This is a genomic window from Rhizobium sp. NPDC090275 (genome assembly GCF_044772225.1).
Lineage (GTDB): Bacteria > Pseudomonadota > Alphaproteobacteria > Rhizobiales > Rhizobiaceae > Rhizobium.
In genome coordinates, this window is sequence record NZ_JBIVYL010000015.1 from 24326 (window position 1) to 39609 (window position 15284).

Annotated in this window: 15 protein-coding genes; 9 read left to right on the forward strand and 6 right to left on the reverse strand. The window is 62.0% G+C overall.

Annotated elements, in window-relative coordinates; translation table 11 throughout:
• Positions 1–98: 98 nt before the first annotated feature.
• Positions 99–356, forward strand: a complete 258-nt coding sequence (locus tag ACIQUB_RS28315; RefSeq protein ID WP_402934418.1) for a hypothetical protein — start codon at positions 99–101, stop codon at positions 354–356.
• A 32-nt stretch (positions 357–388) separates the two neighbouring features.
• On the opposite strand, the gene ACIQUB_RS28320 is transcribed toward ACIQUB_RS28315, so the two are convergent.
• Positions 389–856: a GNAT family N-acetyltransferase gene (locus ACIQUB_RS28320; RefSeq protein WP_402934420.1), complete on the reverse strand. Its 468-nt coding sequence runs from the start codon at positions 854–856 to the stop codon at positions 389–391.
• A gap of 393 nt (positions 857–1249) precedes the next feature.
• Here ACIQUB_RS28320 and ACIQUB_RS28325 point away from each other — a divergent pair, with 393 nt between their 5' ends.
• The 4 genes from ACIQUB_RS28325 to ACIQUB_RS28340 all read left to right on the forward strand — a co-directional run bounded on the left by ACIQUB_RS28325 (position 1250) and on the right by ACIQUB_RS28340 (position 5284).
• Positions 1250–1948, forward strand: coding sequence for a glycosyltransferase (locus tag ACIQUB_RS28325; protein WP_402934423.1), 699 nt, complete (start codon positions 1250–1252; stop codon positions 1946–1948).
• A gap of 3 nt (positions 1949–1951) precedes the next feature.
• A complete protein-coding gene (locus ACIQUB_RS28330; protein ID WP_402934426.1) occupies positions 1952–2512 on the forward strand; it encodes an acyltransferase in 561 nt (186 codons plus the stop codon).
• Complete coding sequence (locus tag ACIQUB_RS28335) at positions 2509–3387, forward strand: 3-deoxy-manno-octulosonate cytidylyltransferase (protein WP_402934429.1); 879 nt, start codon at positions 2509–2511, stop codon at positions 3385–3387. Before ACIQUB_RS28330 ends, ACIQUB_RS28335 begins: the two co-directional genes overlap by 4 nt.
• A 199-nt stretch (positions 3388–3586) precedes the next feature.
• The gene (locus ACIQUB_RS28340; RefSeq protein ID WP_402934432.1) at positions 3587–5284 is read left to right on the forward strand and encodes an FAD-dependent oxidoreductase; all 1698 of its coding nucleotides are present in this window, start codon (positions 3587–3589) and stop codon (positions 5282–5284) included.
• Positions 5285–5323: 39 nt separating this feature from the next.
• On the opposite strand, the gene ACIQUB_RS28345 is transcribed toward ACIQUB_RS28340, so the two are convergent.
• The 3 genes from ACIQUB_RS28345 to ACIQUB_RS28355 form a co-directional block, all read right to left on the reverse strand.
• Positions 5324–7237, reverse strand: coding sequence for a monovalent cation:proton antiporter-2 (CPA2) family protein (locus ACIQUB_RS28345; protein WP_402934435.1), 1914 nt, complete (start codon positions 7235–7237; stop codon positions 5324–5326).
• Complete coding sequence (locus tag ACIQUB_RS28350; RefSeq protein WP_402934437.1) at positions 7230–7847, reverse strand: NAD(P)H-dependent oxidoreductase; 618 nt, start codon at positions 7845–7847, stop codon at positions 7230–7232. The genes ACIQUB_RS28345 and ACIQUB_RS28350 overlap by 8 nt, the downstream gene beginning before the upstream one ends.
• Before the next feature lie 88 nt (positions 7848–7935).
• Entirely contained in the window at positions 7936–8241 is a 306-nt protein-coding gene (locus ACIQUB_RS28355; protein WP_018901601.1) for a UBP-type zinc finger domain-containing protein, read from the reverse strand.
• Positions 8242–8525: 284 nt separating this feature from the next.
• Here ACIQUB_RS28355 and ACIQUB_RS28360 point away from each other — a divergent pair, with 284 nt between their 5' ends.
• Positions 8526–9134 carry a helix-turn-helix domain-containing protein gene (locus ACIQUB_RS28360; RefSeq protein ID WP_402934441.1) on the forward strand — a complete coding sequence of 203 codons (609 nt, stop codon included), beginning with the start codon at positions 8526–8528 and terminating at the stop codon, positions 9132–9134.
• 86 nt (positions 9135–9220) lie between these two features.
• Here the strand turns inward: ACIQUB_RS28360 and ACIQUB_RS28365 are convergent, their stop codons facing one another.
• Entirely contained in the window at positions 9221–10117 is an 897-nt protein-coding gene (locus tag ACIQUB_RS28365) for a LysR family transcriptional regulator (RefSeq protein ID WP_402934443.1), read from the reverse strand.
• 104 nt (positions 10118–10221) lie between these two features.
• On the opposite strand from ACIQUB_RS28365, the gene ACIQUB_RS28370 reads away from it, so the two are divergent.
• A complete protein-coding gene (locus ACIQUB_RS28370; RefSeq protein ID WP_402934446.1) occupies positions 10222–11439 on the forward strand; it encodes an MFS transporter in 1218 nt (405 codons plus the stop codon).
• Positions 11440–11515: 76 nt separating this feature from the next.
• Here ACIQUB_RS28370 and ACIQUB_RS28375 read toward each other — a convergent pair whose 3' ends face one another.
• Positions 11516–11761, reverse strand: a complete 246-nt coding sequence (locus ACIQUB_RS28375) for a DUF982 domain-containing protein (protein WP_111560414.1) — start codon at positions 11759–11761, stop codon at positions 11516–11518.
• Positions 11762–11979: 218 nt separating this feature from the next.
• Between ACIQUB_RS28375 and ACIQUB_RS28380 the strand changes: the two genes are divergently transcribed.
• Positions 11980–14022 carry an FAD-dependent oxidoreductase gene (locus ACIQUB_RS28380; RefSeq protein ID WP_402934450.1) on the forward strand — a complete coding sequence of 681 codons (2043 nt, stop codon included), beginning with the start codon at positions 11980–11982 and terminating at the stop codon, positions 14020–14022.
• 194 nt (positions 14023–14216) lie between these two features.
• The gene (locus ACIQUB_RS28385) at positions 14217–15218 is read left to right on the forward strand and encodes an ABC transporter substrate-binding protein (RefSeq protein WP_209192897.1); all 1002 of its coding nucleotides are present in this window, start codon (positions 14217–14219) and stop codon (positions 15216–15218) included.
• The last annotated feature ends 66 nt before the right edge of the window (positions 15219–15284 follow it).

Consider the following 15284-nt stretch of genomic DNA (forward strand, 5'->3'; position numbering starts at 1 on the left):
GAGCAGCGTCGCATACCGCCCCAAGTTGTTTCACGCTTTATTCACGGGCGCCCCGCGCGTCACGCGCCTATGTTGCTTCAAGTTGGCGGAGAAGAGACATGAGTGCGATGCCTAAAGACCATGGGGATGATCACGGTGGCAACGAGAGGTCGCCAGAGGATATCAAAGAGCTCGCAGCACTTGCGCGCCTCATCAGTTATGCGCGCTGCGCGGCTGAGGATGTCGAGCTTGTTGGTGCTGTCCACTGGCTCGAGCTCGCCATACAGGCGGTAAACCGGGAGATTCTTGCTTCACCGAATATGGAGATCGTTGCGCCCTACCTCGGGACGACGACTGACAGCCGCAGCACACATTGATGTTGCGAGCCGGCGCGATGGGCGACCTTGAGCTACATGTCTTGCGAGACAGTCGCGCCGAGCATTTTTGAGTAGACACACAAGGCGTTGGAGCGGCTGTAGCCGTTCGTCTTGTAATAGTCCGCGACGCCGCCGATTTGGCGCGACACCAACCACACTTGCGGATAGCCCAGTTGGATCGCCGCGCGCTCGACATCAGAGAGCAGGGCGGTTCCAAACCCCATTCTTTGGTGCGATGGCGAGATCGCGATCTCCGCGACATAAAGGCCGGTGCCGATTGCCGACGTATGCGGTGACGCAAATACGAAGCCGACGAGTTGGCTCTGATAAAAGGCCCCGAGGTTGACAGCGTCCGATGGCGAACATAGCTCGACCAACCGCCTTTTGGCATTCTCCGTTGTCCAAGCCTCCTCCCAAGGGGGCTCGGCGTAGGCTTGAACGAGAATATCAGCGCCGTGCAGCGCCTCTGCCTGATCAATTCGTCTTACGCTGAACGTCATACCGAACCTGCTGCTGACCGATGCTCTTGTTGCGGCGACCGGATCAACTAAGCACAGACGCGCCTTTCGGTGTTGTGACTTCGACGTGACACAGCCATTGCGCGAAGCTGAGATTCGTGTTGGATATTGATCCAATCGCGCGACCTTAAGCAGGCAGGCGCATGCACGCCAATATTGCAAAGACTGCACCATCAGTGATTGCATTTCGATGATTCGGCCGTCGCTCTAGGGTCGACGTGGCAATGGACACGGGCCGAATTGGGCGATCGTCGGCAGCACGATGGATTGAACTTGAGTCTCGGGCTCTGCAATCGCCTTCAGATGTTGACTTTAGCATTCAGCATTCCAAATCCTTAACTTCGACTGTTTCGCGCTGACGTTTGGAGGAAATGCATGGCGGATTTGACAGTTTATATTGGATGGGATTCTCGCGAAGATATTGCCTACCAGGTTGCCAAGGCCACGTTGCTCAAGAACGCATCCATTGATGTCGAGGTTCACCCCATCAAGCTGCAGGAGCTCGTCGACGAGGGTGTCTACACCCGTGAAGTCGATCCTCTGGCATCGACCGAGTTTACCTATTCCCGTTTCTTCACGCCCTGGCTAGCCGGTTACAAGGGCTGGGCGCTGTTTTGCGACTGCGACTTCCTGTTCTTCGGCGATGTCGCCGAACTGCTGCGCTACAAGGACGAAAGCAAGGCCGTCGCCTGTGTTCATCACGATTACACGCCCAAGGAGGGCGTGAAGATGGATGGCAAGGTGCAAACCAATTACCCCCGCAAGAACTGGTCCTCGTTCATGCTGTTCAATTGCGAGCACCCGTCCACCCGCCAGCTCACGCCCGAGCTCGTCAATTCACAGACCGGCGCCTATCTTCACCGTCTTCAGTGGGCGCAGGACAGCGAGATCGGCGAAATCCCCGAAGAATGGAACTGGCTGGAAGGGTGGAGCACCAAGCCGACCCAAGGCCTTCCGAAAGCTGTCCACTACACCAATGGCGGCCCATGGTTCCATGATTGGCAGGACGTCGAATATGCGGATGTCTGGCTTGAAAAGGCACGCGCGCTCGACCCGCATTTCGCACCCGTGTGATCCGTGAACCTCGGCTTTCTGGTCCGCCTCCGCGCCGCCCTGTCGGGCGGAGCGCTGCGCATCGGGCATCGCCCGAACATGCCGTATCTGCCGAAGCTTCGCTATCGGCACGGCAAGATCGAAATCGGTGACCGGCTCTTCACTGAATGTGGTGTGGTCCTCGATGCGCAGAGCGGTAAGATCGAGATCGGAAACAATGTCTCGCTCAACGATTACTCGATCGTGCTGGGACATGGCGGTGTCAGGATCGGCGACAACACCAGGATAGCGGCACATGTCGTCATCGTCTCGTTCGAGCACAGCTACGAGGACGCCACGGTCCTCATCAAAGATCAGCCGATCAAAAAGGGCAGGGTGGAGATCGGCAGGGACGTCTGGATCGCCGCGGGTGCCAAGGTGCTTGCCGGCAGCAACATCGCAGACGGCTGCGTCATCGGTGCGAATAGCGTCGTCAAGGGGGCGACAGAGCCGTTTGGTGTCTATGTGGGCTCGCCCGCGCGCTTGGTCAAAAAGCGCAACTTGCCCGAAACGACAGGGCCCGACACGACAGGGAGGGAACAATGATCGAAAGGGATGGAGACACTGGCTTCAGGACGACCAACCCTGCTGCGGCTGCCGCGGAGGAGTGGAGGTCGCTGCTGGCGGACTATAGCGATGTCGTTTTGGTCGCAAACAGCGATGAAGTGGACATCGAGGAGCTGAAAAGGCGCCTTCCCGACACCACGCTCTTCATCTTCTTCAACAAGGTCTTTAAGGTTCTGAGCGAACCCTTCACTCGCCATTCGATGCTCTTCTCCAGAAGCGGAACGCTAGGCGCAAATCTCGTCAAGAGCGGCAAGGTCGATAAGGTTCTGCCCTATTTTGACACGCGCACCTTCCACGGTGTCGTGAACATCAAGGCCGGGCCCGACGAGCAGCTCAGCCCGGCATCGGATTTTGGCGATGTTCATGTCCGGCACCTCGATCTGACGGATGTCTTCACGCCGTTCTATCCTCGCGCCAGCGTGCCGACGACGGGGTTTGCACTCTGTTTTTGGTTGACGACGCTCAATCTTGGCACCAGGATCACGCTGGCCGGCTTCTCGTCGAAGCGCAGCGAGCGCTACAAGGTTCTCGATGTTCACGACTGGACGTTCGAACAGGTGCTTCTGCGTCTGATGTTCCGCAAGGGGAAGATCAACATTGTCGGGCGCGACGCGTCCAACCCCTATGCGGATCTGTCCGCACACTTTCCCGAATTTACACCCGCCGATATCGAGCTCACCGCCAACGAGATCATCGACGAACGGCTCGGCAACCTGAGCTCGATCGTCGATCGCCTGATGGACGTCACCCGGTTTCTGCGCTTCCTGGATCGGACCTGGAAGAGCTTGAAACCGAAGTCACGCAAGCAGCGCCGGTGGGAAGCGCTGGAGCCGAAAGGCGACGACAAGGGCTGATCCGCCAAGACCGGCGTCGGCAGCGCCAGCGATCACCCGCGATGGCGCATTATGTCCCGATCCTTGCAAACACGATCCATTCGTACAATCCTGCGCCGGCAATCGCTTTATGCTGCGTGGTGGCGGTCGGTGACCCACCGCCTGAATGGAGGCCGCGGCATCCCGGCAACGAGGATGTCCATCGCGACGGAGACGGATGATGATTGCCACGCCCATCGACCCGACTGATCCATGGCTGCGCCAGGCGCAGACATTTCCGGTGCTTTCCGTCGAGATGATCGAGCGCGCGAAGACCTATGGTCGCGAAGAGGTGATGGCGGAGGACACTTTCGTCTTCGAACGCGGCCAGCGCGGGATCGATTTCTTCCTGGTGCTGGAAGGAGAGATCGAACTGTTCATCGATGATGTCAGACGCGGTCGCCGCCTGGTCTTCACCTATCATCCCGGTCAGTTCTCAGGCGAACAGAACATCTTCACCAAGCGGCCGATGCTGCTCTCCGGCTTGGCCAAATCCGGTTCACGCCTGCTGCGGATCACCAATGGCGATTTTCATGCCTTCATCACGGGCGAGCCCGATATCGGCGAGACGATCATCCGCGCCTATATCCTGCGCCGCGCCGGCTTCGTGCGTCACTCCGAAGGCGGCGTCCTGTTGATCGGGGACCGGCATCATGCCGACGTGCTCCGTATCCAGCGCTTCCTGACGCGCAACCTCTATCCTGTTGCCGTGGTCGATCCCGCGACCGAGCCGGCGGCTGTGCCCCTGATGCAGAAACTGGCAGTGACATCAGATATGCTTCCTGTTGTGGTGACGCCCGACAGGAAGGTCTGGTTGCGCCCTTCCAACGCCGCACTTGCCGACCTGCTTGGGATCAACGAGCCGCCGGAGAGGGAGACGGTCTACGATGTTGCCGTCGTCGGTGCCGGCCCGGCGGGCCTCGCCGCATCGGTCTATGGCGCATCCGAGGGTCTGAGCACCATCGTCTTGGAAACGCTCGCCCCGGGCGGGCAGGCGGGAACCTCGTCCAAGATCGAGAACTACCTCGGCTTTCCAACCGGCATTTCCGGACAGGCGCTCGCCGGCCGGGCGCATATCCAGGCGCAGAAGTTCGGCGCGAGGATTTCGGTCTCGCACGAGGTCATGAAGCTCGATTGCTCCTCGCACCCCTATCGCCTCTTTCTCGATGACGAGACGTCGCTGCGTGCGCGCTCGATCGTGATCGCGACAGGGGCGCGCTATCGCAAGCTTGATGTGCTCAACTACGACAAGTTCGAGGGGCAGGGCATCCACTACGCGGCGACGGCCATGGAGGCTCAGGTTTGCGCCGATGAAACCATCGTCGTGGTCGGCGGCGGCAATTCAGCGGGACAGGCCGCCGTCTTCCTGTCTCGAACGGTCAAGCACGTGCATATGCTCATGCGCAGCGGCATCGCCTCGACGATGTCCGACTATCTGGTCCAGCGCATCGAACGGTCGCCGCGTATCAGCCTCTACCAGCAGGCCGAGATCACCGCGCTTCATGGCGACAAGACGCTGAACGGCGTGACCTGGATCGACCACCGGACAGGCGAGAGCCACGAACTTAATGTCACCAGCATCTTCGTCATGATCGGCGCGTCCCCGAACACGGGCTGGCTCGACGGCTGCCTCGATCTCGACCAGCACGGCTTCGTCAAGACCGGCATGACCGCCGTGGGCGTCAGCCCACCTTCGCCCTATGCGACCTCGAAGGACGGCATCTTCGCGGTTGGCGATGTGCGAGCCGGTTCGGTCAAGCGCGTTGCTTCGGCTGTCGGAGAAGGGTCGGTGGTGATCGCCGCGATCCATCAGTTCCTCGAGCGCCAGCGTCACGCCGAACATGACGAACCGGAACTCAACACGACCACCGCGCGATAAGCACGGCGAGCTCGGCTCAAGCGCCGGTTCGCGGATCGCTCAGTCGATATTCTTTTCCAGCTGTTCCGCCGCGATATCGGGCGGCGTCCAGCCGCGTTCGGCTTTTTCGCCGAGCGCGCTGCGGTCGCCCATCATCGCCTGCTCGAGCAGGTCGGCGATTTCCTTGGCTTTGGCGATGTATTCCTTGTTGTCGAACACCGCCACCTCTTCCCGCCAAAGCGGCGCGAGCTTGCGAAGGCCCCGGACGTCCTGGCGGACGAACACGGCCTTGCTCTTTTCGACATCATAAGGATGCATGCCGAGCCCCTTCAGCGCGTATCCGGCGGCACGCACGGAGCTGTCGAACACCTCACGGACGATGTCGTGCGCGCCGGCCTCATAGAGCCGGTAGACGGTGGTGCGATCGAACGCGCGGGCAATGATGTGGATATGTGGGTTCTCCCGGCGCGCGTGCTTGACGATCTCGATCGCCCGCTCCGGATCGTCGATCGCGACAACAAGGACCTTGGCCTCGTGAAGCCCCGCCGAATGCAGCAAATCCGGCCGGCTGGCGTCGCCGAAGAAGGAGCGGACGCCGAACTTGCGCAGACCGTCGATGACATCAGCCTGATGGTCGAGCACGATGGTCTTGTAGCCATTGGCGAGAAGCATGCGGTTGACGATCTGCCCGAAGCGGCCGAGGCCGGCAATGATGACGGAACCGGGTTCGGGGATCTCGTCAGCGTCCTCCTCCTGTCGACGGTCGAAGCGCGGCACGATCAGCCGGTCGAAGATGATGAAAAGCGCCGGCGTGAACAGCATCGAGACCGCGACGACAAGCAACAGGATGGCGGCGAGATCGGGCGGCAGCACGGCGCTCTGGACGGTAAACGAGATCAGCACGAAGCCGAACTCGCCCGCCTGGGCCAGCCCCAGCGCAAAGAGCCAGCGGTCGGTGCCGCGCAGCTTGAACACGAAAGCGAGCGCCAGCAGCACGATCGCTTTCAGCACCATCACGCCCAGCGTAATCCCGAGCACGGACCAGACCTGCGCATAGAGCAGCGAGAAATCGATGCTGGCGCCGACGGTGATGAAGAACAGGCCGAGCAGCAGCCCCTTGAACGGCTCGATATCGCTCTCCAGCTCGTGACGAAATTCGCTGTTGGCGAGAACGACACCTGCCAGAAACGTGCCGAGCGCCGGCGACAGGCCGACCACGGTCATCAGCAGCGCAATGCCGATGATCAGGAGGAGTGCCGCGGCGGTGAAGATTTCGCGCAGCTTGGAGCGGGCGATGAGCCGGAAGATCGGGCGCGACAGATAGTGGCCTGCCGCGATGACGAAGGCGACGGCAACGATTGTCACCAGCGTCACCTGCCAGCCCGGCAATCCCTCGACGAGGCTGAACGAGTGGTGGCCGCCACTCTCGGCATTGCTGCCGAGCGGATGGCGCACAAGCTCAGGCAGCGCCAGCAGCGGGATGAAGGCCAGCATGGGAATGACGGCGATATCCTGGAACAGCAACACCGAGAAGCTCGCCTGCCCGCCGGACGAACGCAGCAGGCCCTTTTCGCCCAGTGTCTGCAGCACGATCGCGGTCGAAGAGAGCGAGAAGATGAAGCCGATCGTCAGCGCGACGCTCCAGACCTGGCCGAGCAGCATGGCGCAGCCCATCACCACGAGCGAGGTGACGATCACCTGCAGCCCGCCGAGCCCGAGCAGCTTGGCACGCATCTCCCACAGCGCACGGGGCTGCAGCTCCAGTCCAACGAGAAACAGCATCATCACCACGCCGAACTCGGCAAAATGCTGCAGATCCTGCGTCTCGTTACCAACCAGATGGAGCGCCGGACCGATGACAATGCCGGCGATGAGGTAGCCGAGCACGGAGCCCAGCCCCAGGCGCTTGGCGATCAGAACGGAGACGACGGCGGCCAAGAGATAGATGAAGGCCTGGAAGATGAAGCTATTCATGGGGCGTGCTCTCACGAAGCGGAAGCGTCTCGGCGCTCAGCAGTTCCATGCCGGCGGCGGCGTCGATGTCGAAGGTTTCATCGCGCAGAGCCTCCAGCAGCCTGCGGTAGCCCTCCAGATGCGGCTCGGCTCGGCCGTCGCCACGTGCATCATGCGCGGCAAACAGCGCGTACGGCGCGACGAAGCGCATCCGGCACAGATTGGCCGTCTGCTCCAGCGGCGACAACAGCGCCCGGAGGCGGAAATGGTTGCTGCCCTGTTCGGTATAGGCATGATCCGGGCCGCCGGCGGTGATGACAGGCAGGAAGAGCTTGCCCGCCAGCTTGTTTCCGGTGTGGCCGTAGGCGAAGCCATACTCCAGCACCAGATCCTGCCACTCCTTCAAGATGGAAGGCGTCGAATACCAGTAGATCGGAAACTGGAAGATGATCACGTCGTGCTTCAGCAGCCGGGCCTGTTCGACGTCGATGTCGATATCGAGCTTGGGATACTCGGCGTAGAGATCGACGAAAGTCACGCCTTCGATGCCGCCGGCGATCTTGGCCATCAGGATATTGACGCGCGAATGGCGCTGTCCGGGGTGGGCGAAGAGCACGAGCACCTTGGCCATGTATGGGCTCCCATCTGAATTCAAAATGCGTGAGATCCAGGGCCGGATCGGTCTGAAGTGCGCGGGATCCGCACGGCCTTGGCAAGACCTAGTAGAAGTGCGGGATCGGCCCTACCTGTTCGGTTTGATCCGGCAAGTCAACCATGATTTCATCCACATAGCACCAGCCCCATCCCTCCGGCGGATCATAACCCTCCATGACGGGATGACCGGTTTCATGGAAATGGCCGGTGGCGTGCCGGCCGATCGATTGATCGCAGCAGCCAACATGGCCGCATTCACGGCACAGCCGCAGATGCACCCAGGCCTGACCGATCGCCAGACACTCTTCACAACCGCGCGTCCTTGGGCGGACATCGCGGACCAGGCGAACATGCTTGCAAGTATGCGACATCGTTCTTCCTCTCGTTAGCTGAATTTATGCGGGCGACTTCGCCTGTTGGCAATCGCTTCCTGCGAGCCCACGATCACGGGCTTCTCGCGCCTGGCACGGGAGGTTCGCAGCGTCCCCACGAGACTTATGCAGTCGTTCCGCGCGCGGGCAACTATACCCAGGTATGCCCTCACAAGACCCAGGTCTATGCAAACTTGATCATAGTAGGATTCCGCCGGCGCGGTCTCGTCACCAGAATGAACCCAGCAAATCACACTTCAACGGTTTCAGGACGGAGATTGACGATGCAGGCGACCGCGATGATTGCGATGGACCACCACGAGCCGAACATCGGCGCCCTTGGCGTCATTCAGCAGGCCTCCTCCGAAGTGTCGCGGCTCCTCGCACGCGCCATCCATTGCGTTGATCAGGACGAGGCGATCGCGGTCGATCTCGTCAAACGCGCCTCGATGCTGCTGAAGCCATCCCCTGCCGTTTCGGCCAATGTGGTATCGCGCGAAAGGGCGGCATCGGGCGGGTTGGCACCGTGGCAGGTGGCGCGGGTCAAGCGGTACGTTGAAGATAACATGTCGCGGACCGTTGCGATCGACGAACTGGCGGGACTGGCACGGCTCAGCACCAGCTATTTCTCGGCGGCCTTCAAGACGAGCTTCGGTCTGTCTCCGCACAGCTACGTTATCGCCCAGCGCGTCGAGCGCGCCAAGCATCTGATGCTTTCCACCGATGCGCCCCTATGCGAGATCGCGCTCGATTGCGGCCTTGCCGATCAGGCGCACCTCTCGCGGATTTTCCGCCGCGCAACCGGCACGACCCCCAGCGCCTGGCGCCGCTTCCGCCTTCGCCCCGCCGCCAGGCGCGAAGCAGTGGAATACGATGTCGCGCTGCCTGCCTGATTGCGGCCCTCGAAAGACGAGCCGGACGGCGACCAATGATGCACTCGACACCAGTGCCACCGGTACCGGGGCATCCGGCAGCTGGATCAGGCGGCCTGTTCGGCAAGCGCCGATCGGATTGCGGAAATGAAGACCCGCACCTTTGGCAGGATGAGCCGGGTCGTCGGGTAAACCGCCCAGATCGCGTTGGTTTCCGGTACGGCGTCCTCAAGCGTGATGCGAACCAGGCGGCCGGCGCGGATGTCGCCTTCGACATTCCAGTCGGACAGCACCGTGATGCCGCCACCGGCCAGACAGGCGGCGTGGCAACCGGCGATGCTGCTCGACGAGAAGCGTGCATTCAATCGCACATGCGCTTCCTCATCGCCTTGCATGCCCCCGCGCATGAATGTCCAGTGCGTGACGCCGGTCATCGGAAGGCAATCGTGCTCAAGCAGATCGTGCGTGTTCATCGGGGCGCCGCGCCTGTCGATGTAAGCGGGTGCGGCGACCAGCGACCGCGTGTTGTCGGCGAGCTTCTGGGCGATCAGGCTGCTATCCTTCAGCCGCGCGATCCGGATCGCAAGATCGGTGCCGGAGGCAACGAGATCCGGCAGGCCGTCATTCATGTCGACCGAGATTCTCAGATCCGGGTTGTCCTCCAGAAGCTTCGGCACGAGCGGCATGACGAGTTTCAGGCCAAAGGCGATGGGGACCGATACGCGCAACAACCCCGCCGCGCCCTTGCCATCCGTGCGCAGGCGGGCCTTGGCCTCATCCTCGTTTTCCACCAGCGCCTGTGCAAACGGCAGGAAGGTCTCGCCCTCCGGCGTCAGCGAAAGGGATCGCGTGGTTCGATGCATCAGCCTTACGTCCAGCACCGCCTCAAGCGCAGCGAGACGGCGGGTCGCCACCATCGGCGCGATCCCAAGGCGCCGCGCGGCCTCCGAGAGACTGCCCGCGGCTGACGCAACGACGAAAACCCTGACGTCCTCGGTATTCATTATATCGACTTTCGATATTCAGGCTGAACATTTCCGATCAGTACTACGATATACGAGAAAATAATAGATAGATCCCATCTTCTGAAGCCAGAAAGGCAAACAGCATGACCACCGTCACCACAATCGAAAGGCCGGGGGCAGCCACATCGGCCGGCATAGGCCAGATCGGCCTTCTCGCCATGGCAGCAGCCAGCGGCATCGCCGTCGCTAACATCTACTACAACCAGCCGATGCTCGGGATCATCGAGGCCGATTTTCCGGGCCAATCCGCCACCGGGCTGATCCCGACCGCCACCCAACTCGGCTACGCGCTCGGGCTGTTTCTGTTGCTTCCGCTTGGCGATCTCGTCCACCGCCGGCGTCTGATCATCGGACAGTTCCTGATACTCGCCGTCGCGCTGGCGCTTGCGGCGATCGCGCCCACGGCCTGGACACTGGTTGCCGCGTCTCTCGTCGTCGGCGCAAGCTCAACCGTCGCCCAGCAGATCGTGCCGTTTGCAGCCTCGCTGGCATCGCCTGAAAAGCGCGGTGCCACGATCGGTACCGTCATGGCGGGCGTGCTCTCGGGCATCCTGTTCAGCCGCACCCTGTCTGGCTTTGTTGGCGAACATGCCGGCTGGCGCGCGATGTTCTGGATCGGCGTTCCGATGGCGCTCGTGGCCGCAGCCATGATGTTTGCCGCCTTGCCGAACCATCGCCCGACCTCGCGCATGCGCTATCACACCGCGATCCGTTCGCTCGCCCATCTGTGGAAGCAGCATCCGGCGCTGCGCACGGCGACCTTCGTGCAGGCAGCGCTCTTCGCCTCGTTCACCAGCTTCTGGACCATCCTGGCGCTCTACCTGCAAGGTCCACGTTTCGGCCTTGGTGCTGATGTCGCGGGTCTGTTCGGTATCGTGGGCGCGGTCGGCGTCTTCGCGGCGCCGGTGGCGGGTCGCATCGCGGACAAACGCGGCCCGCATTTCGTGGTGTGGCTCGGCGCTCTCCTGACGCTCGTCGCCTGGGTCGTCTTCGGCGTGTGGTGGTCGATCGCAGCACTGATCATCGGCGTCATCGTGCTTGATTTCGGCATCCAGAGCGCGCTGGTCTCAAACCAGCATATCATCTACGCGCTGGACCCCGAGGCCCGCAGCCGGCTGAACACGATCTTCATGACCGGCATGTTTCTCGGCGGTGCCGCCGGATCGGCACTTGCGAGCCTTGCATGGGGCTATGGCGCATGGCCGGCCGTGACTGTTCTCGGCGGATTGCTCGCCATCGTGTCGCTCGGCGTCCGGCTGCTCGATCATCGGGCACAGCCAAAGGCGGCGGGACACCGCTAGCCGAGACCTTAATGCGCAAAGAAAAAGCGCCAGCCGTGTTTTCGGCTGGCGCTTTCGATTCAATTAAACGTGAAAATCAGCCTTCGATCTGAAGGTTGGCATCTCGCGCTGCGGCGATCAGCGCCTGCCTCGCGTGCCCGCCGCCACGCTTTCCTTCGAGCACGGCGGCGCAGGCCTTGAGTGCGCGAACAAAGGATTCACCGGTCAAAACCGGCCATTTGTCTGCCAGCAGCCAGGCCGCGTCGCGCGTGCTTTTCACCACGTATTTCACGGAGCCAATTGCGATTGTGAGTGGTCTTTTCCAGAGCTTTTCATCAGTCATGCATCACCTCATCGGCGGCCTAAACGCGGGCCGGTGGATTTGGTTCCGCTGATAATTTCAGATGAGGTGATGCTCATATAGCGACCGGTCGACGACCATCGTGTCGCGCAAAAATCACCGCGCGACGCATTGGGGGCGTTTCATGGCGTTTTTGTTCATCGCACCCGGCGTCGTTTTGGGTGAAGATCGGCCCTTCTCTTGTTTGGTGGTGCAAATCGATGGCTTCGCAGGATCCCCTACTTCAACCATTCCAATTGAAACACCTCACGCTGAAGAACCGGCTGATGTCGACCGCGCACGAGCCGGCCTATTCCGAAGACGGCATGCCGACCGATCGCTACCGGCTCTATCATCTCGAAAAGGCCAAGGGCGGCGTCGCCTTGACCATGACGGCCGGCTCGGCGGTCGTCTCGCCGGATTCACCGCCTGCCTTCGGCAACCTGCACGCCTATCGCGACGAGATCGTGCCATGGCTGAAGCGGCTTTCCGATGACTGTCATGAGCACGGCACGGCGGTGATGATCCAGCTCACCCATCTCGGCCGCCGCACCGGCTGGAACAAGGGCGACTGGCTGCCGGTGCTGGCGCCAAGTTCCATCCGCGAACCGGCCCACCGCGCCTTTCCCAAGGAGGCGGAAGAGTGGGACATCGAGCGGATCGTCGATGATTATGTCTCGGCCGCGCAACGCATGCAGGCCGCTGGCCTCGACGGCATCGAGTTCGAGGCCTACGGCCACCTGATGGACGGCTTCTGGTCGCCGGCCACCAACACCCGCGAGGACGAATTCGGTGGTGGGCTCGAAAACCGCATGCGTTTTTCGACGATGGTCACAGAGGCCGTGCGCAAGGCCGTCGGCCCCGACTTCATCGTCGGCATCCGTCTTGTCGCCGATGAGCAATGGGACAAGGGCCTGTCACGTGAGGAGGGCGTGGAGATCGCCAGACGGCTGGTGGCCGGCGGGGCGATCGATTTTCTGAATGTCATCCGCGGCCATATCGACAGCGACGCGGCGCTCAACAACGTCATCCCCATTCAGGGCATGCCGTCCGCGCCGCATCTGGATTTCGCCGGCGACATCAGGGCCGCCACGAAATTTCCGGTGTTCCATGCCGCCCGCATCTCCGACGTCGCGACCGCGCGCCACGCGATCGCGGAGGGCAAACTCGACATGGTCGGCATGACGCGTCCCCATATCGCCGATCCGCATATCGTCAGAAAGATCGAAGCAGGCGAAGAGGCGCGCATCCGCCCCTGCGTCGGCGCGACCTACTGCCTCGATCGCATCTATGAGGGCGGCGAGGCGCTCTGTATTCACAATGCGGTGACGGGCCGCGAAACGGAACTGTCGCACGAGATTGCGCCTGCTGCGTCGCCGCGACGGGCGGTGGTCGTGGGGGCAGGGCCGGCAGGGCTCGAAGCCGCCCGCGTGCTGGCCGAGCGCGGCCACACGGTCGACATTCTGGAGGCGAGTGGCGAGGCGGGTGGTCAGATCAATCTGCTGGTCCGCAATCCAAGGCGGCGCGAGATGGTCGGGATCATCGACTGGCGTCTGGAGGAGCTCGAACGGCTCGGTGTCACGATCCACTACAACGTCTTTGCTGGCGGTGACGACGTGCTCGCCTTCGAGCCTGATCTGGTGGTGGTGGCGACCGGCGGCATCGCGCAGTCCCCGGCGCTCGATGGCGGCGATGAACTGGTCACCTCGTCATGGGATATCCTGGCCGGCTCGACGAAGCCGGGCGAGACCGTGCTTCTCTTCGACGACAACGGCGCCCATCCCGGCATGTCGGCGGCCGAGGTGATCGCCGGCACAGGCGCCGAGCTGGAACTGGTGTCACCGGAGCGCTTCTTCGCGCCCGAGATCGGCGGCATGAACCATGTGCCCTATGCCAAAATCTTCGCCGAGAAGAACGTCAAGGTCACGATCAACACACGGCTGAAATCCGTGCGCCGTGATGGCAACCAGTTGGTCGCCGTTCTCGGCTCCGATTACGCCGAAGCGACAGCGTGGGAGCGCCGGGTGTCGCAGGTGGTCGTCGAGCACGGCACGATGGCCAATGCCGATCTCTATTTCGAGCTGAAGCCGCTGTCGCGTAATCTGGGGGCGGTCGATTACGGCGCCTTGATCGCGAGACGAGCGCCCTTGCGGCAGCGCAATCCGGAGGGTCGCTTCGATCTCATTCGAATCGGCGACGCGGTGGCGAGCCGCAATATCCACGCCGCGATCTACGAAGCCTTCCGCTTCGCATCACTTCTTTGAGATCAGGTGCGACAAGGATGATCTTATTGCGACTGCCGTACATGAGAACATTGAAAGAAAGCTCCAATGCGCCATTTTTTGACGCAATCGGAATGGCGCATGCCGGGCCAATGACGGCTCAATGGGGAGGCTGGCGGACGCGGTGCTGCCGGCGCCCGGGTTCACGTTGCACCGCGACCAGAGGGAACAAGAAAATGAAAATGCTTTTGGCTTCCACCGTCCTCGCCGCCGGCCTGCTTGGCCTCGGCGGTGCTGCATCCGCCGCCGAATGTGGTGATGTCACCATCGCCAACATGAACTGGCAGTCCGCTGAAGTGGCGGCAAACATCGACAAGCTGATCCTTGAGGCAGGTTACGGCTGCAAGGCCGAACTTGTTGTCGGCGATACCGTTCCGACGCTCACCTCCATGGCAGAAAAGGGCCAGCCCGATATCGCGCCCGAGGCCTGGGTCAGCCTGCAGCCCGAGATCGTCAACCGCGGCCTCACCGACGGCAAGTTCATCAAGGCGGCGAAGATTCTCTCCGATGGCGCCATCCAGGGCTGGTGGATCCCCAAGTATTTCGCCGACGCGCATCCTGATGTGAAGACGATCCCCGACCTGATGAAGCATCCGGAGCTTTTCCCGGCGCCTGAAGACAAGAGCAAGGGCGCCGTTTTCAACGGTCCGCAGGGCTGGGGCGGCACGGTTGTGACCGCGCAGCTCTTCAAGGCCTACGGCGGCGACAAGGCCGGCTTCACGCTCGTCGACACCGGCTCTGCCGCCGGCCTCGACGGCTCGATCGCCAAGGCCTACGAAGCCAAGCAGCCGTGGGTCGGCTACTACTGGGCGCCGACGGCACTTCTCGGCAAGTACGAGATGGTGAAGCTCGGCTACGGCGCCGAATATGACGCCGCTGAATGGAAGCGTTGCACCTCGGTTGCCGATTGCGCCGATCCGAAGGAAAACGCATGGCCTGCGGACAATGTCGAGACGCTGGTCACCAAGACCTTCGCCGACCGCGCCGGCCCCGATGTCGTCGGCTACCTCAACAAGCGCGCCTGGACCAACGACACCGTCAACAAGCTGATTGCCTGGATGTCGGACAACCAGGCCAGCGGCGAAGAAGGTGCGAAGTACTTCCTGAAGAATAACGAAGCGATGTGGACCACCTGGGTTTCGCCCGAGGTTGCCGCCAAGATCAAGGCTTCGCTCTAAGCGCCGCATCGACAGCGGGCGGCCCGGTTACGGGATGGCCGCCCGCTTACACACCGGCGAGACGGC